Here is a 24,294-nt window from a genome sequence, read left to right as displayed (position 1 = left end):
GGTCACAAGAGAGCGTCGCGTAGCCGTTCCGAAAAGGTCGTGGCTTCCGGCTCCTTGCTGTACGGGGCCAGCTGCTGGTGAAACTCACGCAGATGCCCCATGACCCGTTCCGATCCGACGAACGAAGCCGCCTCCAGAGCACCGGTGGCCGTCTGACACGCCTGCTCGACGTCACCTCGTTGCAACTGGGTCTTGGCGAGCCAGAACGTACGGAAGGCGCGGCCTCGGTGGTTGCTCGAAACGTCTCGCCGTAGAGCAGCTGTGATCAGCGGCTCAGCCGCGGTGATGTCTCCCATCCGGCTGTGAACGATGCCCGTATCGACGATGAGCTTGGGTTCGTCGAAGTAGGCGACCCATGCTGGGTCGACGTCATCAGCCGAGACCTGCTCGAACTGGTTGTGCGCTTCGGCGATCGCGGACCTCGCGGACGTCGGGTCGTCCGCCGACGCGTGAGCGAACGCTTCCCGCATCGACAGCATCGACATGACGCGGGGTGTTCCACCATTTCCACGTGCGTTGTCCTGCGCGGCAGCCGCAAGGGCCACCGCATCCCTTGGCCGATCCTCATAAGTCGCCTGCAGACTCATACAGGCCAGCGCGTTGGCCATGAACAGCCGATCGCCGATCGTCTGCGCCGTGTGCAATGCCTCCGTGAAGTAGACGCGGGCCTGGCTGTACTGCCGTGCGTCAAAGTAGGTCCAGCCGGTGAGCCGGGCGAGCTCTGCTGCGACGGCGCAGAGGCCGAGCCGGTGGGCACTCTCGCCCACACCTCTCATCAGCTCCAGGACGTAACGCAACTGCCCGACGACAGCAGGCCGCAGCGTCTCGCCACCGTGTTCGTCATCGCGGCGCCAGTAGTCCTCGATGGACGAGTGGAGCGCGCGAAGCGTGGCTGGGCTCAGTTTCCTTCCGTTGGCCACGGCGAGGACGCTGTCCAGGTCGGTGCCGGATACCGGCCCCACGGACCCGCCCGCGCGCGGTTTCACCGGCACGGTGGGGGCCGCAAGTGGGGCGGCGCCTTCCCAAGGGCGAGGGGCCAGGCCGATCACGGCGCCCGGGACTCGCAGCCCGTCCGCGATCTGTTCCATCTTCTCGACGCTGGTCACACGGCCTTCGCCACGCGCCAGCTTGCCGACTCGCTCGGGTTTCATGTCGCACGCGTCGGCGATCCGCATGTAGCTGATGCCGGACCACTTACGGGTCAGGGCGAAGAAGGTCCCGAAGTCGCGCTGCGCCAGTGCCGCACGGACGTCCGCACGGGCGAGCACGTGCTCCGGCACGGCGTGGACGGCAGTGAACGGCACCGGCTCGGTCAACTGGCACCCCCGGGTGGGCTGTGACCTGGTCGAGCCACGATCGGCTCGTGGGGAGTCTACCCACCGTGGGCATGCCCGTCGGCGGGAATCACTGCCCTTCGCGGACGCCGAGCATGGTCGTCATGCAGGGCACGGAGGAGATGAACGGGCCGGTGGTGGTGCGGCGTTGGCGGCGGCACCCCCGTTGCGTGGGTCTGGCCAGGGCCGAGTTGCGCAAGGCGCTGGCGGAGTGGGGGCTGGTGTCGGTCGAGGGTGCGGCGCTCGTCGTGTTGTCGGAGTTGCTGACGAACGCGGTCGTGCACGCGCGGGTGCCACCGGGGCGGGAGATCGAGACGAGCTTCCGCCATGAGCGGGACGGTGTGCGGATCGCGGTTGACGACGCGGACGACAGGCTCCCCGTCCTGCGGGTGCAGGGCGGGGAGCGCGGGCGGGGGCTGGTTCTCGTCGCCGGGTTGTCGCACCGCTGGGGCGTGAGCGAACGCGACGGGGTGGGCAAGTCGGTATGGGCCGTGCTGGCGGCTCCCGGCGGCGGAGCGTGGGGCTGATGCGCGTACTGCCGTACATGCTGCGGCACGGAGACGTGCTCGTCGGCGGGGGCGAACAGCGGGTGGTGGCGGCGGTCCGCGGGGACTCTCAGGCACGGGATCACTGCGGTTATGTGGTGATGTTTACATCCGGCCTGCCGCTGAAGGTCGACGCCACGCAAACGCTTCGGGTACGCCGCACCTGGCCGACGCCATCCGGCAGCCGGTGAACGGCGGCCGGGCCGTCCGGGGGTTCGAAGAGGCGTCGTCCAGGGGTACTTGGCGCAGTGCGGTGGCGCGCCGGAGCGCAGGGTGGCTGTGCTCGGATGGCCCGGGGCCGAGGCGTGTTCGGACGGTAGGGTCCTACCCATGGACATGCCCCCTGACAGCCGGCTCGGCCTGGACATCAAGCGCGCTGAGCACGCCCTGATGTCCGCCAAGAGCGGCGCGGTGAAGGCAGCCGACCTGACTGTCGCCCAGTACGCGGCCCTGCTGGCCCTGTCGCAGAATCCGGGCATGTCCGCAGCCGCACTGGCCCGCGCCTGTCTCGTCACCCCGCAGGCCATGACGGCCGTGCTCAGGAACCTGGAAGGGCGCGGCCTCATCGAGCGGTCGGCGCATCCGTGGCACCAGAAGATGCTGGAGACCCGGCTGACCGACGCCGGCAGGCGGGCCGTCGAGCTCGCCGATCAGCAGGCCGTACGCATCGAGCGCCGCCTCGCGGACGAGTTCACCGCCGAGGAGATGGACAGTCTGCGGGCCCTGCTGGCGCGCTGTGTGCAGGCGATCCGCAGCGACGGCTGAGCCGGGCGGGCGCGCCACTGGCCTGCCCTCGTCCCCGTACGGCGCGGTTCGGCGCACCGTACGCCGCCGAGTGTGGGGTCAAGTGATGCCACCGCCGCCGTGATCAGGGGTTCCGGTGGCCCGCCATCTGCTCCAGGCGGCTGATGCGCTCGCGCATGGGCGGGTGCGTGGAGAAGAGCCTGGACATGCCCTCGCCCGCGCGGAAGGGGTTGGCGATCATCATGTGGCTCGCCGTCTCCAGGCGTGGCTCGGGCGGCAGGGGCAGCCTCTTCGTGCCGGCCTCGAGCTTGTTCAGGGCGGAGGCGAGGGCGAGGGGGTCGCCGGTGAGGCGGGCGCCGGAGGCGTCGGCCTCGTATTCGCGGGAGCGGCTGACGGCGAGCTGGATGAGGGAGGCCGCCACAGGGCCGAGGATCATCACCATGATCATGCCGACGATGCCGGGGCCCTCGTCGTCGTCCGAGCGGCCGATCGGGATGAGCCAGGCGAAGTTGACGAGGAACATCACCACCGAGGCGAGTGCGCCCGCCACCGACGAGATGAGGATGTCGCGGTTGTAGACGTGGCTGAGCTCATGGCCGATGACACCGCGCAGCTCACGCTCGTCGAGGAGGCGCATGATGCCGTCGGTGCAGCAGACGGCGGCGTTGCGCGGATTGCGGCCGGTCGCGAAGGCGTTGGGGGCCTCGGTCGGGGAGATGTAGAGGCGGGGCATCGGCTGACGGGCGGCGGTGGAGAGCTCGCGGACCATGCGGTAGAGCTGCGGGGCCTCGAACTCGCTGACCGGCCGGGCCCGCATCGCCCGCAGGGCGAGCTTGTCGCTGTTCCAGTAGGCGTAGGCGTTGGTGCCGAGTGCCACCAGGACCGCGACGATCAGACCCGTACGGCCGAACATGCTGCCGATGACGATGATGAGCGCGGACAGGCCCCCGAGGAGCACTGCTGTCCTGAGCCCGTTGTGCCGGCGGTGCACGGTACGCCCTCCAAATGGTGCGGCAGGGGAACCCTTGAACCAGTGGAACCTTTCGAACAGGTCAACGCCGGACGAGAGCCGCTAGTTCCCTTGTGCACGCCGCCGGGGGCGGCGTCATCCGGGTGATGCCGCCGCGGCTCGGCCTACAGCAGGGCCTGCGAGGCGAAGCGCAGGACCAGCTGCGGGGCGCCGGAGAGGGCCACGCCCAGGACGGAGGCCAGGGCGATGGCGGCGGTGAGCGGGGCGGGGACGGGCAGCCGGGCGGGGCGGGTCTCCTCCTCGCCGCGGCGGAAGAGGACCGCCGTCCACTGCAGGTAGTAGTACAGCGCGATCACGACGTTGACGGCCATGACCACGGCCAGCCATCCCAGCCCCGCGTCGACCGCCGCCGAGAACACCGTGACCTTGGCGAACAGCCCGATGATGCCCGGCGGCAGGCCCGCGAGGCAGAGCAGGAAGAAGCCGAGGGCGAGGGCGGCGAGCGGGTTGCGGGCGTAGAGGCCGTGGTAGTCGGCGATGCGGTTGTCCGGGCTCGTACGGGCGACGAGCGCGGCGACGGCGAAGGCTCCGAGGTTCACGGCGGCGTACATCAGGGCGTACGCGACGGTGGAGCCGATGGCGCGGGCGGGGTCGTCGGCGTAGCCGGCGGCGGCGATGGGGACGAGCAGGTAGCCCGCCTGGCCGACGGAGGACCAGGCCAGCAGGCGGACGGCGCTGTGCCGGCGGTCCGGGCGCTGGCGGAGCGCGGCGACGTTGCCGGCGGTCATGGTGAGCGCGGCGAGCACGGCGAGGGCCGGGGCCCACACCGCGGAGTACGAGGGGAAGGCGACGACGGCCACCAGGATGAGGCCGGTGAAGCCGACGGCCTTGCCGATGACGGACAGATACGCGGCGATCGGCAGCGGCGCGCCCACGTAGGTGTCGGGCACCCAGAAGTGGAAGGGGGCGGCCGCGGTCTTGAAGGCGAAGCCGACGAGGGTCAGGGCGACGCCCGCCTTGGCGAGGACGGCCAGGCGCGGGTCCACGTGGGTGAGGCCGTCGGCGACCTGGGTGAGGTGCAGGGTGCCGGTGGTCGCGTAGACGAAGCTGACGCCGAGCAGGGTGACGGCGGTGGCGGTCACGGAGGAGAGGAAGAACTTCAGCGCCGCCTCGGAGGAGCGGCGGTCGCCGCGCCGGATGCCTACGAGGGCGAAGGCGGGCAGCGAGGCCACTTCGAGGGCCACCACGAGCGTCGCGAGGTCCCGGGACGCGGGCAGCAGGGCGGCGCCGGCGGCGGAGGACAGCAGCAGGAACCAGAACTCGCCCGCCGGAAGTTTGAGGTCGGCGATCGCACTGACGGACAGAAGCGCCGTCAGCAGGGCACCGCCGAGCACCAGGAACTGGATGACGAGCGTGAAGTGGTCCGCTGTGTAGCTGCAGGCGTGCCCGGCGTCCGTGCCCGTCAGGCAGAACGTCGACCGGTCGCCGTCGAGCAACGGCAGGAGGCTCAGGCCCGCCAGGACCAGGCCCGCCATGGCGATCCACCCGAGCACGGGCTTCCGGCTCTCCGGGAGGAAGAGGTCGGCCACCAGGATCACCAGGGCCACGACGGCCGTGACGGTGGGCGGGGCGATGGCGAGCCAGTCGACGGACTGGACGAGGGAGCCCATCACTTGCCTCCTGCGAGGAGCTGCTGAACGGCCGGGTCGCTGAGGCCGAGGAGGGCCGCGGGCCAGAGTCCGGCGAGAACGGTGAGGGCTACCAGCGGGGTCCAGGCGGCGAACTCGTACGCCTGGACGTCGGCGAGCGGCCCGGCCCCGGTGGGGGCGTTGGCGGGCGTGACGCCGTCCCCGTCGCCGTCGCCGCCCATGCACACCCGGCGCACGACGACGAGCATGTACGCCGCGGTCAGCAGCGTGCCGAAGCCGGCCAGGGCCATGAAGGTGAGGAAGGCGGGGCGGCTGAGCCCCTCGGCGGGGCGGAACGATGCGAACATCGCGAGCATTTCGCCCCAGAACCCGGCGAGCCCGGGCAGGCCCAGCGAGGCGACGGCGCCGAAGGCGAGAAGGCCGCCGAGGCGGGGCGCCCTGCCGTAGAGCGCGGCACCCGTGAGGCCGGAGAGGCGGTCGAGGTCGCTGGTGCCGTAGCGGTCCTTGATGGCACCCACGAGGAAGAAGAGGAGGCCGGTGATGAGGCCGTGGGCGATGTTGGCGAACAGCGCGCCGTTCACCCCGGTGGGGGTCAGCGTCGCGATGCCCAGCAGCACGAAGCCCATGTGGCCGACCGAGGAGTACGCGATGAGCCGCTTGAGGTCGCCCTTGGCGCCGGTACGGGCCAGGGCCAGGCAGACCAGGGAGCCGTAGACGATGCCGACGGCCGCGAAGGCGGCCAGGTAGGGGGCGAAGGTGTGGGCGCCGTCGGGGGTGATCGGCAGGACGATGCGCACGAACCCGTACGTGCCCATCTTCAGCAGCACGCCCGCCAGGAGCACCGAGCCGACCGTGGGGGCGGCGGTGTGGGCGTCGGGCAGCCAGCTGTGCAGGGGCCACATCGGAGCCTTGACGGCCAGTCCGGTCCCGATGGCGAGAACCGCGATGACCTGCGTGGTGTGGCTGAGCCCGGACCCGTTGTCAGTGGCGAGTGCCACCATGTCGAACGTGCCGCCCTTGATGCCGATGACGAGGAGGCCGAGCAGCATCACGACGGAACCGAGCAGGGTGTAGAGGATGAACCGCCACGCCGCGCGTGTCCTTCCCTCGCCGCCCCAGCGGGCGATGAGGAAGTACATCGGGATGAGCACCATCTCGAACGCGAGGAAGAACAGCATCAGGTCGAGGACGGCGAAGGTCGCGAGGGTGCCGGCCTCGAGGACGAGGAGCAGTGCGACGAATGCCTTCGGGCTGGCGCTCCGCTCACGCGGAGGTGACCCGTAGCTGTACAGCGCGCAGAGGAAGGTCAGCAGCGCGGACAGGACGAGGAGGGGGAGCGAGACGCCGTCCACGCCGAGGTGGATCCGGATGCCGAGGGCCGGGATCCAGCTGATGTCGGTGGTCGCCTGCATGCGCGCCGGGTGGTCGTGGTCGAAGCCGGCGGCGAGGGCGATGGACAGCGCGAGCACGGCGCCCGTGACGGTGACGCCGTGCCGCAGTACGGCCTGGCCGGGGCTGGTGCCCTTGAGGCCGGGCGGGGCCGGAAGCAGGGCGGCGACGGCTCCGAGGAGGGGGACGACGACGATCGCAGCGAGGAGGATCTGCATGACGGTATGACTCACGGTCAGGCTCCGGTGGCTACGAGAACGGCGGCGACGGCCAGGACGACGGAGCCGGCGAGCAGGGCGCTGAGGTAGGTCTGCACATTGCCGGTCTGGGCGCGGCGGACGACCGCGCCGAGCAGGCGGGGGGCGGCGCCGGCGCCGCGCACGTACGCCTCGACGACCTCGCGGTCGAGGAAGTGGGCGAGCCGGGCGGCACCGCGCACGGGCCGGACCAGGAGTGCGGAGTACACGGCGTCGAGGTGGAAGCCGGTGACCGCGTGCCGGTGGAGGGCGCCCAGGAGGAGCCTGCCGGGGTCGGCGGGGTCGGGGGCGCCCGCGATGCCGCCGTAGGCGGCCTCGTGGGAGGCGATCGTCTCCTCCTCGGAGACGTACGGGGCGCCCTCGGGGTCGGCGGCGACGGCACCGAGCGGGGCGCCGGCGGCGAGCAGGCTGGTGCGGCGCCACGCCGCGTACATGACGATCGCGCCGGCGAGGGCACAGCCGGTGGAGAGGACGGAGGTGGTCAGCGTGGGGGTCAGGGAGCCCCCGTCGAACCAGTCGGGCAGCTTCCAGGCGGCCAGGCCGAATGCGGCGGTGGGCAGGAACAGCACCCACAGCACGGCGTTCATGGCCGGCGGCTGGCGGCCGTGGTCGGCGGCGTCGGCGCCCTTGCCGTGGAAGGCGAGGAGCCACAGGCGGGTGGCGTAGCCGGCGGTGAGGAGGGCGGTGACCAGTCCGGCGACCAGGACGATCCAGCCCGCCGCGCCGGGAATGCCGTGCCCGTCGCCGGTGGCGGCGTGCTCGGCGGCGCCGAGGACGGCTTCCTTGGAGAAGAAGCCGCTGAACGGGGGGATCGCGGCGAGCGCGAGGAGGGCGACGGTCATCGTCCAGTAGGCGTCGGGGATGCGCTTGGCGAGGCCGCCCATGCGCGACATCGCGGCGAGCGAGTTCGTACCGGCGGCGTGGATGATCACGCCTGCCCCGAGGAAGAGGAGTGCCTTGAACGCGCCGTGCGAGATGAGGTGGAAGACGGCGGCACCACGGTCGCCGACGGCCAGGGCGCCGGTCATGTAGCCGAGCTGGCCGACGGTCGAGTAGGCCAGGACGCGCTTGATGTCGTCCTGGGCGAGGGCGGCGAGCGCGGAGCCGGTCATGGTGACCGCGGCCATGACGGCGAGGACGACCAGCGCCGCCGCCGAGGCGGCGAAGACGGGCAGGAGCCGGGCGATGAAGTAGACACCGGCCGCGACCATCGTCGCGGCGTGGATCAGCGCGGACACCGGGGTGGGGCCGGCCATCGCGTCGGGCAGCCAGGTGTGCAGCGGGAACTGCGCGGACTTGCCGGCGACTCCGGCGAGGAGCAGCAGCGCGATGAGGGTGGGGTGCTCGATGTCGCCGGAGACGGCGGCGGTGAGGATGCCGTTGACCCGGAACGTTCCGGCGTCGGCGGCCAGCGCGAAGATGCCGATCAGGAAGGGGACGTCGCCGAGCTTGGTGACCAGGAAGGCCTTGAGGGAGGCGGCCCGCGCGGCCTCGGTCTCCCAGTAGTGGCCGACGAGGAAGTACGAGCAGATGCCCATGATCTCCCAGCCGACCAGCAGCACCATCAGGTCGCCGGAGTAGACGACGAGCAGCATCGCGGAGGTGAAGAGGGAGACGAGGGCCGCGTAGGAGGGGTAGCGGGGGTCGTCGCGCAGGTAGGCGGTGGAGTAGAGCTGCACGCAGGTCGCGACGACGCCGACGAGCACGGCGACCAGGACGGCGAAGCCGTCCAGGTGCAGGGCGAGGTCGATCGGCACGGATCCGGTGGGGGTGAGCCGGGTGGCGGCGTCGATGGCCGCACCGCCGCTGCCACCGCCCTGCCGCCAGGCGACGACGACCGCGAGGACGGCGGCGGCGAACGTCGGCAGCACGGCGAGGGGCCGTACGAACCCGGGTGCGCGGCGGCCGAGCAGCAGCCCGCCGACGGCACCGAGGAAGGGCAGGAGGGGGACGAGAGCGGCGGTGCCGGCGGTGGTCGTGGTCGTCACGCGGCGGCCTCAGCCTTCTCGTCGCGGTCTGCCGGTTCGGACGGTCCTGCCGCGTCGGTCTCCTCGTGGAGGTCGCGGAGCCGGTCGACGTCGGCAGTGCCGCGGTTGCGGTACACGAGCAGGACGATCGCCAGGCCGATGCCGATCTCGGCGGCGGCGATGGTGATGGTGAAGAGGGTGAGCGCCTGGCCGGCGTGGAGCTCGTCGCGCAGCCATACGTCGAAGGCGACGAGGTTGAGGTTGACGGCGTTGAGCATCAGCTCGACGGACATCAGGACCAGGATCGCGTTGCGCCGGGCCAGTACCCCGTACAGGCCCACGCAGAAGAGGAGGGCGGCGAGGACGGCCGGGTAGACGAGATGCATCAGCGCTCCTCGTTCTTCCTGCGGGACAGGACGATCGCGCCGACGAGCGCGGCGAGCAGCAGTACGGACAGTGCCTCGAACGGCAGCACCCAGTGCCGGAAGAGGATCTCTCCGGAGACCTTGGTGGTGCCCTGCGGCGCGCCGTCGAGGCCGATCCAGGTCGCGCGGAAGGCGTCCACGACCACCCAGACCAGCGCGGCCGCCGCGGCGAGGGCCACGGCAAGGGCGGGCAGGCGGTTGTCGGAGTCGGCGTCCGGGGAGCGGCCGATGGGGGCCTTGGTGAGCATGAGACCGAAGAGGAGGAGGACCACGACGGAACCGACGTAGATCAGGACCTGTACCCAGGCGATGAACTCCGCCGTCAGCAGCAGGTACTCCACGGCGAGGCCGCCGAGCGCCATCACCAGCCAGAGGGCGGCGTGCACCAGCTGCCTGGTGGTCACGGCGATGACCGCCGCACCCAGGGTGACGAGGCCGACCAGCAGGAAGGCGATCTCGACGCCGGTCGGCGAGAGGAAGCCGTGCGCGTGCGCGGCGAGCACGGTGCCGGTGTGGGTGCTGGCGCCGGTGTGGGTGCCGGTCATGCTTCTCCCTCCTGGTCCGCTTCCGCCGCCTGCTGTGCTGCGGCTGCGGCCAGCTTCTCGGCCGTCTTGCGGGCCGCCGCGATCTCCTTCGGCTCCTCGGCCGCCGGGTCGAGCGCGGGCGGCTCGGGCACGGTCCACATCCACTCGCGGAGCTTGTCCCGCTCGTGGGTGAGCTCCTGGATGTCGGTCTCGGCGTACTCGAACTCCGGCGACCAGAACAGCGCGTCGAAAGGACACACCTCGATGCAGATACCGCAGTACATGCAGAGCGAGAAGTCGATCGCGAAGCGGTCGAGGACGTTGCGGCTGCGCTCGCGGCCGCCCGGGGTGGCGGCGGGCACCGTCTCCTTGTGGGAGTCGATGTAGATGCACCAGTCGGGGCACTCGCGGGCGCACAGCATGCAGACCGTGCAGTTCTCCTCGAACAGTCCGATGACGCCGCGCGTGCGGGGCGGCAGCTCGGGCTGGACGTCCGGGTACTGCGCGGTGACCGAGCGGCGGGTCATCGTGCGGAGGGTGACGGCGAGGCCCTTGGCCAGGCCGGAGCCGGGAATGGGCATTACTGGGTCACCACCTTGATGACGCCGGTCAGCGCGATCTGCGCCAGGGCGAGCGGAATGAGGACGGTCCAGGCCAGCTTCTGCAGCTGGTCCTCGCGCAGACGCGGGTAGGTCACGCGCAGCCAGATGATGACGAACGCCAGGACCGCCGCCTTGAGCAGCGTCCACAGCCAGCCGAGCCCATCGGCCCCGAAGGGGCCGTGCCAGCCACCGAGGAAGAGCACGGTCGTCAGGCCGCACAGGACCACGATGCCCGCGTACTCGGACAGCAGGAACATCGCGAAGCGGAGGCCGGTGTACTCGGTGTACGCACCGAAGATGATCTCCGAGTCGGCGACCGGCATGTCGAACGGCGGCCGCTGCAGCTCAGCGAGCCCGGCGGTGAAGAAGACGACCCCGCCGACGATCTGCCACGGCACCCACCACCAGTGGAAGGCGTCGACGATCCCGGGCAGCGAGACCGTGCCCGCCGCCATGGCGACCGAGGCCGCCGCGAGCAGCATCGGCAGCTCGTACGCCATCAGCTGGGCGGCGGTCCGCAGACCGCCGAGGAGGGAGAACTTGTTCGCCGACGCCCATCCGGCCATCAGCGAGCCGAGTACGCCGATGCCCATGACGGCGAGGACGAAGAAGATGCCGGCGTCGACGAACTGGCCGACGGCGTTGCCGGGCCCGACCGGGATCGCGACGAGCACGAGGAGGTAGGGCAGCAGTGCCACGGCAGGTGCGAGCTTGAAGATCCGCCGGTCCGCGCCCGCGGGCACGATGTCTTCCTTCTGCGCGAACTTCACGCCGTCCGCGACGAGCTGCGCCCACCCGTGGAACCCACCGGCGTACATCGGCCCGAGCCGGCCCTGCATATGGGCCATGACCTTGTGCTCGGTCTGCCCGATGGCGAGCGGCAGCACGAGGAAGACGGCGAACACGGCCAGGAGGCGCAGGACGACGTCGAGAGTGTCGCTGCTGCTCATGCGGGCTCGCCTCCGGCGGGGTTCGTATCGTTCTCGGACTCGCCACCGCCGCCACCGCTGCCACCGCTGCCTGCGGCGGGGTCCGCGTCGCGGGGCTCCGCTGCGGCTCCGGCTGCGCCGGGGGCCTCACGGTCCGGCACGTTCGGCACCGCCGGGCTCCGCCGCGCGGGCTGCTCGCCGCTGCGGCGGGAGGAATCCGGCTCGGCGGAACCCGCGGCGTCCGTGTCCACGTCGCCGGCCTCGGCTGCGGCTCCGGCTGTGCCGGGGGCCTCACGGTCCGGCACGTTCGGCACCGCCGGGCTCCGCCGCGCGGGCTGCTCGCCGCTGCGGCGGGAGGAATCCGGCTCGCTGCCGGGGCCGCCTGCGGCGGCGTCCGCGTCGCCGGGCTCGTTCTCGGCTGTCGGTGCGTCCGGGGTTGCCGACGTCTCGCTGAAGGCCGGGCGGGCGTGGTGCCAGGGGGCGTCGGACGAGCGCGGGACGGGGCGGGGGCTCGTCGGCTGGGGCTCGGAGGCGCCATCCTGCCGGCTCGCCGAGCCATCGCCCGCCGAGCGCGTGCGGCGCGGCGCAGCCTCCGCCGCCTGGCTCGCCGAACCCTCACTCACACTCCGAGTACGGCGCGGCGCAGCCTCAGCACCCTCCGCCGCCTGGCTCGCCGAGCCATCGCCCGCCGAGCGCGTGCGACGCGGCGCAGCCTCCGCACCCTCCGCCGCCTGGCTCGCCGAACCCTCACTCACACTCCGCGCTCGGCGCGGCGCGGGCGCCGCAGTGTTCTCCGTCGGCTGGGCGGCGCGGCGGGGCGGGCGCTCCGCGCCGGCGGTGCCGGCCGCGGTGCGGGGGGTGCGGGTGGGGCGGGTGGGGGCTGGGGGGAGTTGGCCCTTGAGGGGGCCCCATTCGTTGGGGTCGGGGACGCCCGGGGGAAGCATCTGGCGGCGCTTGGGGCCGCCTTCCGCCGACTCGCCGGGTTCCTTCGCGCCCGGCCAGGCCTTCGCGACGCGGGCCGCGAGGACGAAGTCCTTGCGGAGCGGGTGGCCCTCGAAGCCCTCGGGCAGGAGCAGCGGCACCAGGTGGGGGTGGCCGGTGAAGCCGATGCCGAACATCTCGTGCGTCTCGCGCTCGTGCCACGCCGCACCGGCGTAGACGCCGGTCGCGGTGGGCAGCGCGGGCGCGTCGTGCGGCAGGGTGGTCCGTACGACCAGGCGCCGGACCGCGCCGGTGCCGCCGCTACCGCCCGTTCCGCCCGTTCCGCCCGGCAGCGCCGCCACGTGCGCGCAGACGCGAAAGCCCGTGCCGGGCTCGTCGACCGCGCTGAGCCAGTCGAAGAACGTGCAGCCGAGCGTCGTGCGAGCCGTCTCCAGGGCAGGGATCCAGGCCCCGGCCGGGACGTCCACGGTGAGCAGGCCGTACCCCTCCTCGGCGGTCGCGCCCTCGCCGAACAGCTCCGCCGCCCCGCGCGGCAGCCATGCCACGACCGGCTCGGGCCCGGTCTGCGGCGACGGCTCCGGCGATGGCTCCGGCTGCATCGGCTCGCTCATCCGTCCGTCTCCTCGGAAGCCGGCGCCGCCGCTGGCACCGGCACCGGCGGCGTGACCAGGCCGCTGCGCAGCGCCGCCGCGGACGGCTGGGAGTACCGCTCGCTCAGCGACTCCTGCGCGATCTTCTCCTGAAGTTTGATGATTCCCTGCAGCAGCGCCTCGGGGCGCGGCGGGCAGCCCGGCACGTACACGTCGACCGGGATGATCTGGTCGACGCCCTTGGTCACCGAGTACGAGTCCCAGTAGGGCCCGCCGCAGTTGGAGCAGGCGCCGAAGGAGATGACGTACTTCGGTTCGGGCATCTGCTCGTACAGCCGCTTCACGGCCGGCGCCATCTTGTCCGTCACCGTGCCGGAGACGATCATGAGGTCCGCCTGGCGGGGGCCCGGCGCGAAGGGGATGACACCCAGGCGGATGAAGTCGTGCCGCGCCATGGACGCGGCGATGAACTCGATCGCGCAGCATGCGAGGCCGAAGTTGAAGACCCACAGGCTGTAGCGGCGGCCCCAGTTCAGGACGACCTTCATCGGCTCGGGGGCCAGCCGGGCCAGTGTGCCGAGCCGGCGCGGCTCGGGAAGGTCGACGGACGGTGTCACGTCCATTCGAGGACGCCCTTCTTCCATGCGTACAACAGGCCCACGGCGAGGAAGCCGAGGAAGATGAACATCTCCACGAGCGTCGCTCCACCGAAGCCCGGCGCGGCGAACACCGTCGCCCAGGGGAACAGGAAGATCGAGTCCACCGCGAAGATCACGTAGAGGAAGGCATAGACGTAGTAGCGCACCTGCGTGTGCGCCCAGCCCTCGCCGACGGGGTCGACCCCGCACTCGTACGTGAGCAGCTTCTCGGGCGTCGGTACCACCGGCCGCAGCAGCCGTGCCGACCCGAAGGCCACGGCCACGAAGAGCACGCCGATCACGGCGACGAGCCCGACCACCGCATAGCTGTGGAAGTAGTCCGCCGCGAGCTGGACATCGGCGCTACTGGTGCGCACGGTCGCCTCCGGCACGTCCGCCCCTCGTTCCCTGTCCCGTTTGTTCGACGATCTGTACGCACGCGAGTCTAGGCCCTGCCACGTCCGGGGCGAGCAGCGCTGCCCGGCCGGAGGTGGGGTTATCCCCACCCACCGCCACCCATGACCCCCATGGCGGCGGTCCGCCCGGCCGGGGCAGGCTTGCCGTATGACCGCCCACACCGCCACCAGCGGAATCGCTCACGAAGCCGGCCCCGAGGCCGAGGACCGGCTGCCTCCCGTCCGGTTCGCCTTCGGCTCCACGACCTGGAAGGAGGTCGCGCACCTCCTGCTGAACCTGCCGGAGGCCCTGATCGGCTTCCTGTACGTCTCCACCTGGCTCTACGCGGGCGCGGCGCTGTCGGTCACGGTGGTGGGGCTGCCGCTGCTGGCGGTCGGCCTGATGGGGGCGCGGCTGCTGGGCCGGATGGAGCGGGGCCGGGCGCGCAGGCTGCTGGGCGTACGGGTCGACGAGCCGAGTCCGCTCCCCCGCGACCTGCGCCGGAACGGGGGTGACGGGGGGTTCTTCGGCTGGTTGTGGACGACCCTGAAGGACCCGGTGGGCTGGCGCAGCACGCTGTATTCGTTCATCCGTCTGCCATGGGGTGTTCTCACATTCGCCATCACGCTCTGCGCCCTCTTCGTCGGCTGGCCGGTTCTGGGCCACCTCGCGCGGGGGATGACGAACGCGGACCGGGCGATGGTGCGCGGGCTGCTGTCCCCGTCGAGCGAGCTGGAGCGGCGGATCGCCGAGCTGGAGCAGGACCGCGGGGTGGTGGTGGATACGGCCGCCGCCGATCTGCGGCGCATCGAGCGTGATCTCCACGACGGCGCGCAGGCCCGCCTCGTCGCCCTCGCCATGGGCCTCGGCCTGGCCAAGGAGAAGGTGCTGGAGGATCCCGAGGCAGCCGCGAAGATGGTCGGAGAGGCGCACGGCGAGGTGAAACTCGCCCTCCAGGAGCTGCGTGACCTCGCCCGCGGTATCCACCCGGCCATCCTCACCGACCGCGGCCTGGACGCGGCCCTGTCGTCGGTGGCCGCGCGCTGCACGGTTCCGGTGAAGGTGGCCGTGGACCTGCCGGCCCGGCCCGCGCCGGCGATCGAGGGCATCGCCTACTTCACCGTCTCCGAGCTGCTGCAGAACATCAGCAAGCACAGCCGGGCCCGCACCGCCGACGTGCAGCTGTGGCGCCGGGGCGACCGGCTGCTGATCCAGGTCCGCGACGACGGGACCGGCGGCGCCTCGACCGCCACCGGCAGCGGGCTGGCCGGGCTGGCGGAGCGGCTGGGCTCGGTGGACGGGCTGTTCGTCGTCGACTCTCCCGTCGGCGGTCCCACCGTCGTGACGGCGGAGCTGCCGTGGCGCGACCGTACGCCCGCACCCCGGTGATCCTGCGCCGCAGCCCCGGTGACCTGCGCCGCAGCCCTGGGGGTGGGGACAGCCCCACCCCCAGGACACCGACCTGCCGCATGGTCCCGGACCCGTCCGGCACAGCAGTCTTGAGGCATCGGGCGAGCACCGGCGGACCGTACGAAGACGAAGCGGACCGTACGAAGACGAAGACGAAGCGGACGACGGGGACGAGGACATGGCCATCGACTACGGAACTCACGATCAGCCGGGGACGGCGCCGCGGCCCCACCGGGTGCCCGCGGTACTGCGCGCGCCGGTCGAAGGCCGCACCTGGCGCGAGTTCCTGTACCTCCTGACCAGCCTGCCCGTCGCGGTCGTGATCTTCGCGTACACCGTCACGATGACCGTCCTCGGCGTCGGCCTGCTGGTCACCTTCCTCGGCGTGCCGGTCCTGGCCGGCACGCTCGCCGGGGCACGCGGGCTGGGCGCCTTCGAACGGGCGCGGGCCCGGGCGCTGCTGCGGCTGGACGTCGCCGCCCCCGGCCCCGTACGGCCCCGGCGGCGCCGGGCCGGCAAGAAGGCGGGCGGTGGCCTGATGAGCTGGGTGGGTGCGCTCCTGAAGGACGGGGCGTCCTGGCGGCACGTGCTTTACGGGGTGCTGCACCTGCCGTGGGCGATATTCGCCTTCACCGTGTCGTTCGCGGTATGGGCGGTGAGCTGGTCGCTGTTCCTGTACCCGGCCTACAAGTGGATCTACCCGAAGTACGCCGGCCAGCCGGGGATGCAGGTGTACGGCGACGACACCGGCCGCGCCCTCTACCTCGACACGCCCTTCGAGATCGGTGCCACCGGTGCCATCGGCCTGCTCCTGGTCCTGGCCGCCCCGTGGATCATCCGGGGCCTGGCCGGCGTGGACCGGCTGATGGTGTCGGGGCTGCTGGGACCCTCGCAGCTGGCGGCGCGCATGTGGGAGCTGGAGGAGGGCCGCGGGGTCGTCGTGGACACCGCCGCCGCCGACCTGCGCCGCATCGAGCGTGAGCTCCACGACGGCGCCCAGGCCCGTCTCTCCGCCCTCGCCGTGGATCTCGGCCTGGCGAAGGAGAAGCTGCTGGAGGACCCCGAGGCGGGCGCGAGGATGGTCGACGAGGCGCACGGCGAGGTGAAGCTCGCCCTCCAGGAGCTGCGCGACCTCGCCCGCGGTATCCACCCGGCCATCCTCACCGACCGCGGCCTGGGCCCGGCCCTGTCGTCGCTGGCCGCGCGCTGCACCGTGCCCGTGACGGCCGAGGTGGACCTGCCGGCCCGCCCGGCGCCCGCCATCGAGGGCATCGCCTACTTCACCGTCACCGAGCTCCTGCGGAACGTCAGCAAGCACAGCCGCGCCCGCACCGCCCGCGTGGAGCTGTGGCGCCGGGGCGACCGGCTGCTGATCCAGGTCCGCGACGACGGGACCGGCGGCGCATCGACCACCACCGGCAGCGGCCTGGCCGGGCTGGCGGAGCGGCTGAAGGCGGTCGGCGGCCTGCTGCTCGTCGACTCCCCGGCGGGCGGCCCGACCACCGTGACGGCCGAGCTGCCCTGGCGCGGCTGACCCTCCCCTTCACCTCGACTTCGCCGCCGTCCCGCCGCCCCCCGGGCCCCCGCGGCTCGTGGTCACCGTCCCGCCCGGCCCCGGAGCGCCCCGCTCCGGGGCCGGTGCTGCGATGCTGGGAGCGCTCGCGCGGTGCGCGCGAGCCAATTCAGCGTCGCCAGGGGGCCGTGGATCGTGATGGTGGAGGACAGCGTGCGGGTGGTCATCGCCGAGGACTCGGTACTGCTCCGGGAGGGCCTGACCCGCCTGCTGATCGACCGGGGGCACGAGGTCGTCGCGGGCGTGGGCGACGCGGAGGCGCTGATCAAGGTCATCGGGGAGCTCGCCGCGGAGAACGCCCTGCCGGACGTCGTGGTCGCCGACGTGCGCATGCCCCCGACCCACACCGACGAGGGCGTACGGGCGGCCGTACAGCTGCGCCGCGACCATCCGGAGCTGGGCGTGCTGGTGCTCTCGCAGTACGTCGAGGAGCAGTACGCGACGGAGCTGCTGGCCGGCAGCAGCCGTGGGGTCGGCTATCTGCTGAAGGACCGGGTCGCGGATGTCCGCGAGTTCGCCGACGCGGTCGTCCGGGTCGCCCGGGGCGGCACCGCGCTGGACCCCGAGGTCGTCGCCCAGCTGCTGGGCCGCAGCCGCAAGCAGGACGTGCTGGCCGGGCTCACGCCGCGCGAGCGCGAGGTCCTCGGTCTGATGGCCGAGGGACGGACGAACTCGGCCATCGCCAAGCAGCTGGTGGTGAGCGACGGCGCGGTGGAGAAGCACGTCAGCAACATCTTCCTGAAGCTGGGGCTGTCGCCCAGCGACGGGGACCACCGGCGGGTCCTGGCGGTGCTGACCTACCTGCGCTCCTGACGCGCCATCACCTGGCGGCGGCGGACGGCCCGGAGCTGAGACCTGGTCCGAAAGGATGAGCAGGCCCCTGGCAGGAAGGTGCCTTTAAAAGGGCGCCCCAGGGGCCTGCTAAACCATGACAAGCGGGGGCATAGCCCTGCCACCTCCTGCGCTTTATCCGCTGATCCCTCCCGTGAAGGCCACCCTTGCCCACGTACGATGGCCAGGGGAACGCCGGTCGGCGCCACCGAGTGCGCGGCGCCGCCATAAGGGAGGTCCGAAGCAGTGACCAGCCAGGTCAGCAGCCCGGCCGAGCAGGCCGATTCCGCCGAGCAGCGCGGCCAGACCGCGACCGGGGCCACGGCCCCCGACGGCGCAAAAGAGGTGCGCCGGCTCGACCGGGTGATCATCCGATTCGCGGGTGACTCCGGAGACGGTATGCAACTCACGGGAGACCGTTTTACTTCCGAGACGGCGTCGTTCGGCAACGACCTGTCGACACTCCCGAACTTCCCGGCCGAGATCCGGGCGCCCGCCGGCACCCTCCCGGGTGTGTCCTCGTTCCAGCTGCACTTCGCGGACCACGACATCCTCACGCCGGGAGACGCGCCCAACGTCCTGGTGGCCATGAATCCCGCCGCCCTGAAGGCCAACCTGGCCGACGTACCGCACGGCGCGGAGATCATCGTCAACACCGACGAGTTCACCAAGCGCCCCATGGCCAAGGTGGGTTACGACACCAACCCGCTCGAGGACGGCACGCTCGACGCCTACAACGTGCACCCCGTGCCGCTGACGACGCTGACGATCGAGGCGCTCAAGGACTCCGGCCTGCCGCGCAGGGAGGCCGAGCGCAGCAAGAACATGTTCGCGCTGGGCCTGCTGTCGTGGATGTACCACCGGCCGACCGAGTCCACCGAGGTGTTCCTGCGGAAGAAGTTCGCGAAGAAGCCGCAGATCGCGGAGGCGAACGTCGCCGCGTTCCGGGCGGGCTGGAACTTCGGCGAAACCACCGAGGACTTCGCGGTCTCCTACGAGGTCGCCCCCGCCACGGCCGCCTTCCCGCCGGGCGCCTACCGCAACATCTCCGGCAACCTCGCCCTGTCCTACGGCCTGATCGCCGCCTCCCGCCAGGCGGACCTGCCGCTCTACCTCGGCTCGTACCCGATCACCCCGGCCTCGGACATCCTGCACGAGCTCTCCCGGCACAAGAACTTCGGCGTGCGCACCTTCCAGGCCGAGGACGAGATCGCCGGCATCGGCGCGGCACTGGGCGCGGCCTTCGGCGGCGCGCTGGCCGTCACCACCACCTCCGGCCCCGGCGTGGCACTGAAGTCGGAGACCATCGGGCTCGCGGTCTCCCTCGAACTTCCCTTGCTGATCGTCGACATCCAGCGCGGCGGCCCCTCGACCGGCCTGCCCACCAAGACCGAGCAGGCCGACCTGCTGCAGGCCATGTACGGGCGCAACGGCGAGGCCCCGGTGCCCATCGTGGCGCCGAGGACACCGGCGGACTGCTTCGACGCGGCCCTGGACGCGGCCCGGATCGCGCTCACCTACCGCACCCCGGTGTTCCTGCTGAGCGACGGCTACCTGGCCAACGGCTCCGAGCCCTGGCGGATCCCCGACACGGACGAACTCCCCGATCTGCGGGTGCAGTTCGCAACGCAGCCGAACCACCGGCTGGCCGACGGCACGGAGGTCTTCTGGCCGTACAAGCGCGACCCGCAGACCCTCGCCCGGCCCTGGGCCGTTCCCGGCACCCCCGGCCTCGAACACCGCATCGGCGGCATCGAGAAGCAGGACGGCACCGGCAACATCTCCTACGACCCGGCCAACCACGACCTCATGGTCCGCACCCGCCAGGCCAAGATCGACGGCATCACCGTCCCGCGCCTGGACGTCGACGACCCCTCCGGCGAGGCCCGCACCCTGGTGATCGGCTGGGGTTCGACGTACGGCCCCATCACGGCGGCCGTCCGCCGCGTCCGGGCCGACGGCGGCAGGATCGCCCAGGCCCACCTGCGCCATCTCAACCCCTTCCCCCGGAATCTCGGGGAGGTGCTCAGGCGTTACGACAACGTGGTCGTGCCGGAGATGAACCTCGGTCAGCTCGCGACCCTGCTGCGGGCCGAGTACCTGACCGACATCCACTCCTACACGCAGGTGAGCGGAATGCCGTTCAAGGCGGAGCAGCTGGCCGCCCGCCTCGAAGAGGCGATCAACAACGGCCTGAAGGAGACCGTCCATGGCTGAGACGACGATCGAAGCGCTTTCCCTGGTGCCCAAGGCCGAGGCCAGGCAGTCCATGAAGGACTTCAAGTCCGACCAGGAAGTGCGCTGGTGCCCGGGGTGCGGCGACTACGCCGTCCTCGCCGCCGTCCAGGGCTTCATGCCCGAGCTCGGCCTCGCCAAGGAGAACATCGTCTTCGTCTCCGGCATCGGCTGCTCCTCCCGCTTCCCGTACTACATGAACACCTACGGGATGCACTCCATCCACGGCCGCGCCCCCGCCATCGCCACCGGCCTGGCCACCTCGCGCCGCGACCTGTCGGTGTGGGTCGTCACGGGCGACGGCGACGCGCTCTCCATCGGCGGCAACCACCTCATCCACGCGCTGCGCCGCAACGTCAACCTCAAGATCCTGCTGTTCAACAACCGGATCTACGGGCTGACCAAGGGCCAGTACAGCCCCACCTCCGAGGTCGGCAAGATCACCAAGTCGACGCCGATGGGGTCGCTGGACGCGCCCTTCAACCCGGTCTCGCTGGCTCTCGGCGCGGAGGCGTCGTTCGTGGCCCGTACGGTCGACTCCGACCGCAAGCACCTGACCGAGGTCCTGCGCCAGGCCGCCGCCCACCCGGGCACGGCGCTCGTGGAGATCTACCAGAACTGCAACATCTTCAACGACGGCGCCTTCGACGCCCTGAAGGACAAGGACCAGGCGCAGGAGGCGGTGATCCGGCTGGAGCACGGGCAGCCGATCCGCTTCGGCGCGGACGGTGCGAAGGGTGTGGTGCGGGACGCGGCGAGCGGTGACCTGAAGGTCGTCGCGGTCACGCCCGGGAACGAATCGCAGATCCTGGTCCACGACGCGCACGCGGCGTCCCCGACCACGGCCTTCGCCCTCTCCCGGCTCGCCGACCCCGACACCCTGCACCACACGCCGATCGGCGTCCTGCGCAGCGTGCACCGGCCGGTCTACGACACGCTGATGTCGGACCAGCTGGAGACGGCCGTCGAGCAGAAGGGCAAGGGCGACCTCGCCGCGCTCCTGGCGGGCAACGACACCTGGACGGTGGTCGGCTAGGTCTCCCCCACCCGCCCCTTCCCGCTGTATCGATGTGCGGCCCCGCCGCGTGGCGGGGCCCGCCCCCGGACCCCCGGTCCTCGATCGCCGGACGGGCTGAATTCCCGGAAGGGGCGGGTGGGGGAAAGATCCCTACCCGCCGGAGCGTCACACCCCCCTTCCACGGGGTAGCCGCTCTCATATGGGTATGGCCGACTCCGAGACGACCCCCGTCGTACGCGACCGGCTGGCGTACCGCGCCAAGAGACTGCTCCTGGGCCCGCCCCTGGTCACCGAGCAGCTCGGCCGCGAAAAGCTCTCCAATCCGATGGCGCTGGGCGTTCTCGCCTCCGACTGCATGTCCTCGACCGCGTACGGCAGCGAGGAGATGCTGCGCATCCTCGTCCCGGTCGCCGGAGTCGCCGCGTTCACGCTGCTGATGCCGGTGACGGGCGCGATCCTGTTCGTCCTGCTGCTGCTGACGCTCTCCTACCGCGACGTCGTCTCCGTCTACACGCGCGCCGGCGGCTCGTACGTCGTCGCCCGTGAGAACTTCGGGCCGCGGGTCGCCCAGATCGCGGCGGTGGCCCTGCTGGTCGACTACATCGTCACGGTCGCCGTGCAGACCGCCGCGGGCACCGACGCGCTGATCTCCCTCGCCCACCTCACCGGCAGGGGCTACACCGGGATCGACCACCTCAAGCTGCCCATCACGGCGGGCGTGGTGCTGGTGCTGGCGTACGGGAACCTGCGGGGGGTGCGGGAGGCGGGGCGGGTGTTCGCGGCGCCCGCGTACCTCTTCATGCTCGCGGTCGCCCTGATAGTGGCCGTCGGTCTCGGCCGGGCCCTGGGCGCCGGGCTGCCGCACGCGGACGTGCACGCGCCGGGGGCGCTGCCGCTCGGCTCGCCGGGAAGCGGCTGGCTCTACGGGGCCTCGCTGTTCATGGTGCTGCGCGCCTTCGCCAACGGGGGCTCCTCACTGACCGGCCTGGAGGCGATCTCCAACAGCGTCTCCGCCTTCCGCCGCCCCCAGGGCACCAACGCCCGCCGCACCCTGACCGTCATGAGCTGCGTCCTGGGCGTCATGGTGCTCGGCGTCTCCACGCTCGCCCACTACACGCACGCCATCCCCTACGAGGACGGCAACCCGACCGTCATCGCCCAGGAGGCGCACCTGGTGTTCGGTGACAGCTGGCTGGGGACCGCCGGGCTGGTGTACGTCCAGCTGGCCACGGCGCTCATCCTCTACACGGGCGCCAACACGCCCTTCACCGGCTTCCCCTTCCTGGCCAGCTTCGTCGCCGAGGACCGCTTCCTGCCCCGGCAGCTGACCCGACGCGGGCACCGGCTCACCTTCTCCAACGGCATCATCTGCCTCACGGTCGTCTCGATGGCGCTGCTGCTGGTGACCCGGGCCAATGTCGACAAGCTCGTCGCGCTGTACGCCATCGGCGTCTTCACCGGCTTCACGATGGCGGCCGCCGGGATGACGGCCCACTACTGGCGCCGCCGGGAGAGTCACTGGAAGATCGCGGTGAACCTGGTCGCGGCCGTCGTCTCGGCGCTCGTGGTCCTGGTCTTCGCGGTCACGAAGTTCACCGAGGGCGCCTGGCTGGTCGTGGTGGTCTTCCCGCTGGGCGTGTGGGCCCTGATCCGCATCAACCGCGAGTACCGGGAGGAGGCCGAGGTCCTGGAGAACGTTCCCGCGTTCACGACGGACCGGCCCCACTGGCGGCGGCACGTCGTCCTCGTCCTCGTCGAGAACCTCGACCTCGCCACCGTCAAGGCGCTGCGCTACGCCCACGAGCTGCGGCCGGACGAGGTACGCGCCGTGCACGTGGTCATCGACGAGGCCCGGGCCCGGCATCTGACCGCCCGCTGGGACGCCTCCTCGGGCACCACCGTGCCCCTGGAGCTCGTCGACTGCCCCGACCGGCGGCTGCGCCACGCCGTGGCGGCCCTGGCCGCGCGCGTGACGGCCGACGGCACGACGGCCGTGACCCTGCTGATCCCCCGTCGCACGTACGCGCTCCCCCTGGGCAAGCTCCTGCACCGCGACACGGGCGACCAGATGGCGAAGGCCCTGGAGCAGCTGCCGAACGTCGCCGTGACGGTCCTGCCGTTCGACGTGTCGACGGCCATCGAACACCTGCGGGCCGCCGGGCGGACGGACGGCTGAGAGCGGCGGGCAGCCCGTCACCAGGCCCTGTCATGACCGTCATCCGATACGCGTATGACACATCCCCCGGAACGGCGTTACCTTCGCAAGGTCGTCGTGGGCATCGGCGCCCCCTGGGAGGAAACGCGTGGAGCCGCAGAAGTCGAGGAACGAGACCCGCACCGGGCTGGTGTGCGGGGTCCTGGCCTATGGGATCTGGGGGCTGTTCCCCCTCTACTGGCCGCTGCTGGAGCCGGCGGGCGCGCTGGAGATACTCGCGCACCGCATGGTGTGGTCGCTCGGCGCCGTCCTGGTGGTGCTGGCCGTCACGCGCCGCTGGGGCTGGATACGCCCGCTGCTGCGGCAGCCCGGGCGGCTCGGGATGGTCGCGCTCGGCGCGACGGTCATCTCGGCGAACTGGGGGGTCTACATCTGGGCCGTGAACTCCGGGCACGTCGTCGAGACCTCCCTGGGCTACTTCATCAACCCCCTCGCCACCATCGGCCTCGGCGTCCTCGTGCTGCGGGAGCGGCTGCGCCCCGCGCAGTGGGCGGCCGTGGGCGTCGGCGTGGCCGCCGTCGTCGTCCTGGCCGTCGGCTACGGCAAGCCGCCGTGGATCGCGCTCGCGATCGCGGCCACGTTCAGCACGTACAGCCTGGTCAAGAAGAAGGTCGGGCTGGACGGCCTGGAGTCGATGGCCGCCGAGACGGCCGTGCAGTTCCTGCCCGCGCTCGGCCTGCTGCTCTTCCTCGGCGCGCGGGGCGAGTCCACCTTCGCCTCCGGGGGCGCCGGCCACATGCTGCTCCTGCTGGGCACCGGTGCCATCACCGCGCTGCCGCTGATCTCCTTCGGCGCGGCGGCCGTGCGGCTGCCGCTGTCGGTGGTCGGCATGCTGCAGTACCTCGCCCCGGTCTTCCAGTTCGCCCTGGGCCTGACGGTCTTTCATGAGGAGATGCCCGCCGAGCGGTGGGCGGGCTTCGCGCTCGTCTGGCTGGCGCTCGCGATGCTGACGTGGGACGCGCTGCGCACGGCCCGTCACGCACGGGCAGAGCTGAGGGCCGCTCAGGCGCGGGCCGCAACTGGTAACACAGAAAACACAATTGCCCCTCAGGTCACAGAAACCACAGCTCAGCCCGGCTGACCCCGCGCCCGATATCCGGAAAGCAGTGTT

22 protein-coding genes are annotated in these 24,294 nt (G+C 71.8%); 10 read left to right on the top strand and 12 right to left on the bottom strand.

Translation table 11 applies throughout. The features are described 5' to 3' along the window. Positions 1-2: 2 nt before the first annotated feature. Positions 3-1,316, bottom strand: a complete 1,314-nt coding sequence (locus AB0F13_RS23260; RefSeq protein ID WP_362085486.1) for a hypothetical protein — start codon at positions 1,314-1,316, stop codon at positions 3-5. Positions 1,317-1,363: 47 nt separating this feature from the next. Here AB0F13_RS23260 and AB0F13_RS23255 point away from each other — a divergent pair, with 47 nt between their 5' ends. The 3 genes from AB0F13_RS23255 to AB0F13_RS23245 all read left to right on the top strand — a co-directional run bounded on the left by AB0F13_RS23255 (position 1,364) and on the right by AB0F13_RS23245 (position 2,644). Then, on the top strand, positions 1,364-1,861 hold the full coding sequence (locus AB0F13_RS23255; protein WP_362085483.1) for an ATP-binding protein: 498 nt from the start codon (positions 1,364-1,366) through the stop codon (positions 1,859-1,861). Continuing rightward, positions 1,861-2,070, top strand: coding sequence for a hypothetical protein (locus AB0F13_RS23250; protein WP_362085480.1), 210 nt, complete (start codon positions 1,861-1,863; stop codon positions 2,068-2,070). The genes AB0F13_RS23255 and AB0F13_RS23250 overlap by 1 nt, the downstream gene beginning before the upstream one ends. Before the next feature lie 139 nt (positions 2,071-2,209). Further along, a complete protein-coding gene (locus AB0F13_RS23245; protein WP_362085477.1) occupies positions 2,210-2,644 on the top strand; it encodes a MarR family transcriptional regulator in 435 nt (144 codons plus the stop codon). 103 nt (positions 2,645-2,747) lie between these two features. Here AB0F13_RS23245 and htpX read toward each other — a convergent pair whose 3' ends face one another. The 11 genes from htpX to AB0F13_RS23190 form a co-directional block, all read right to left on the bottom strand. Further along, complete coding sequence (htpX, locus tag AB0F13_RS23240; RefSeq protein ID WP_362085474.1) at positions 2,748-3,614, bottom strand: zinc metalloprotease HtpX; 867 nt, start codon at positions 3,612-3,614, stop codon at positions 2,748-2,750. 143 nt (positions 3,615-3,757) lie between these two features. Further along, positions 3,758-5,263, bottom strand: a complete 1,506-nt coding sequence (locus tag AB0F13_RS23235; RefSeq protein WP_362085471.1) for an NADH-quinone oxidoreductase subunit N — start codon at positions 5,261-5,263, stop codon at positions 3,758-3,760. Further along, positions 5,263-6,849, bottom strand: coding sequence for an NADH-quinone oxidoreductase subunit M (locus tag AB0F13_RS23230; protein ID WP_362085543.1), 1,587 nt, complete (start codon positions 6,847-6,849; stop codon positions 5,263-5,265). Before AB0F13_RS23230 ends, AB0F13_RS23235 begins: the two co-directional genes overlap by 1 nt. A 17-nt stretch (positions 6,850-6,866) precedes the next feature. Then, positions 6,867-8,876 carry an NADH-quinone oxidoreductase subunit L gene (locus AB0F13_RS23225; protein ID WP_362085468.1) on the bottom strand — a complete coding sequence of 670 codons (2,010 nt, stop codon included), beginning with the start codon at positions 8,874-8,876 and terminating at the stop codon, positions 6,867-6,869. Beyond that, positions 8,873-9,241, bottom strand: coding sequence for an NADH-quinone oxidoreductase subunit NuoK (gene nuoK / locus AB0F13_RS23220; RefSeq protein WP_362085465.1), 369 nt, complete (start codon positions 9,239-9,241; stop codon positions 8,873-8,875). The genes AB0F13_RS23225 and nuoK overlap by 4 nt, the downstream gene beginning before the upstream one ends. After that, the gene (locus tag AB0F13_RS23215) at positions 9,241-9,825 is read right to left on the bottom strand and encodes an NADH-quinone oxidoreductase subunit J (RefSeq protein WP_362085462.1); all 585 of its coding nucleotides are present in this window, start codon (positions 9,823-9,825) and stop codon (positions 9,241-9,243) included. Before AB0F13_RS23215 ends, nuoK begins: the two co-directional genes overlap by 1 nt. After that, entirely contained in the window at positions 9,822-10,385 is a 564-nt protein-coding gene (locus AB0F13_RS23210; RefSeq protein WP_362085459.1) for an NADH-quinone oxidoreductase subunit I, read from the bottom strand. Before AB0F13_RS23210 ends, AB0F13_RS23215 begins: the two co-directional genes overlap by 4 nt. Then, a complete protein-coding gene (locus AB0F13_RS23205; RefSeq protein WP_362085456.1) occupies positions 10,385-11,356 on the bottom strand; it encodes a complex I subunit 1 family protein in 972 nt (323 codons plus the stop codon). Before AB0F13_RS23205 ends, AB0F13_RS23210 begins: the two co-directional genes overlap by 1 nt. After that, positions 11,353-12,876 carry an NADH-quinone oxidoreductase subunit C gene (locus AB0F13_RS23200; RefSeq protein WP_362085540.1) on the bottom strand — a complete coding sequence of 508 codons (1,524 nt, stop codon included), beginning with the start codon at positions 12,874-12,876 and terminating at the stop codon, positions 11,353-11,355. Before AB0F13_RS23200 ends, AB0F13_RS23205 begins: the two co-directional genes overlap by 4 nt. Positions 12,877-12,884: 8 nt before the next feature. Then, the gene (locus tag AB0F13_RS23195) at positions 12,885-13,490 is read right to left on the bottom strand and encodes an NADH-quinone oxidoreductase subunit B family protein (RefSeq protein WP_362085453.1); all 606 of its coding nucleotides are present in this window, start codon (positions 13,488-13,490) and stop codon (positions 12,885-12,887) included. After that, on the bottom strand, positions 13,481-13,897 hold the full coding sequence (locus tag AB0F13_RS23190; protein ID WP_362085450.1) for an NADH-quinone oxidoreductase subunit A: 417 nt from the start codon (positions 13,895-13,897) through the stop codon (positions 13,481-13,483). The genes AB0F13_RS23195 and AB0F13_RS23190 overlap by 10 nt, the downstream gene beginning before the upstream one ends. 172 nt (positions 13,898-14,069) lie before the next feature. On the opposite strand from AB0F13_RS23190, the gene AB0F13_RS23185 reads away from it, so the two are divergent. From AB0F13_RS23185 to rarD, 7 genes are all read left to right on the top strand, one after another. Beyond that, complete coding sequence (locus AB0F13_RS23185; protein WP_362085447.1) at positions 14,070-15,290, top strand: sensor domain-containing protein; 1,221 nt, start codon at positions 14,070-14,072, stop codon at positions 15,288-15,290. Between the two features lie 199 nt (positions 15,291-15,489). Beyond that, the gene (locus AB0F13_RS23180; protein ID WP_362085444.1) at positions 15,490-16,845 is read left to right on the top strand and encodes a sensor domain-containing protein; all 1,356 of its coding nucleotides are present in this window, start codon (positions 15,490-15,492) and stop codon (positions 16,843-16,845) included. A gap of 192 nt (positions 16,846-17,037) precedes the next feature. Then, positions 17,038-17,697 (top strand): response regulator transcription factor, encoded by a 660-nt coding sequence (locus AB0F13_RS23175; protein WP_362085537.1) that lies wholly within the window; start codon positions 17,038-17,040, stop codon positions 17,695-17,697. 264 nt (positions 17,698-17,961) lie between these two features. Beyond that, positions 17,962-19,932 carry a 2-oxoacid:acceptor oxidoreductase subunit alpha gene (locus tag AB0F13_RS23170; RefSeq protein WP_362085442.1) on the top strand — a complete coding sequence of 657 codons (1,971 nt, stop codon included), beginning with the start codon at positions 17,962-17,964 and terminating at the stop codon, positions 19,930-19,932. Further along, positions 19,925-20,986 carry a 2-oxoacid:ferredoxin oxidoreductase subunit beta gene (locus AB0F13_RS23165; protein ID WP_362085439.1) on the top strand — a complete coding sequence of 354 codons (1,062 nt, stop codon included), beginning with the start codon at positions 19,925-19,927 and terminating at the stop codon, positions 20,984-20,986. The genes AB0F13_RS23170 and AB0F13_RS23165 overlap by 8 nt, the downstream gene beginning before the upstream one ends. 187 nt (positions 20,987-21,173) lie before the next feature. Next, a complete protein-coding gene (locus tag AB0F13_RS23160; RefSeq protein WP_362085436.1) occupies positions 21,174-23,144 on the top strand; it encodes an APC family permease in 1,971 nt (656 codons plus the stop codon). A 127-nt stretch (positions 23,145-23,271) separates the two neighbouring features. Next, positions 23,272-24,264, top strand: a complete 993-nt coding sequence (gene rarD / locus AB0F13_RS23155) for an EamA family transporter RarD (RefSeq protein ID WP_362085433.1) — start codon at positions 23,272-23,274, stop codon at positions 24,262-24,264. Positions 24,265-24,294 lie beyond the last annotated feature (30 nt).

Origin of the sequence: Streptomyces sp. NPDC026206 (assembly GCF_040638465.1) — a bacterium.
Taxonomy (GTDB): domain Bacteria; phylum Actinomycetota; class Actinomycetes; order Streptomycetales; family Streptomycetaceae; genus Streptomyces.
Note: the sequence above shows the minus strand (reverse complement) of the source record. Positions and strands in the feature narration are given on the sequence as shown.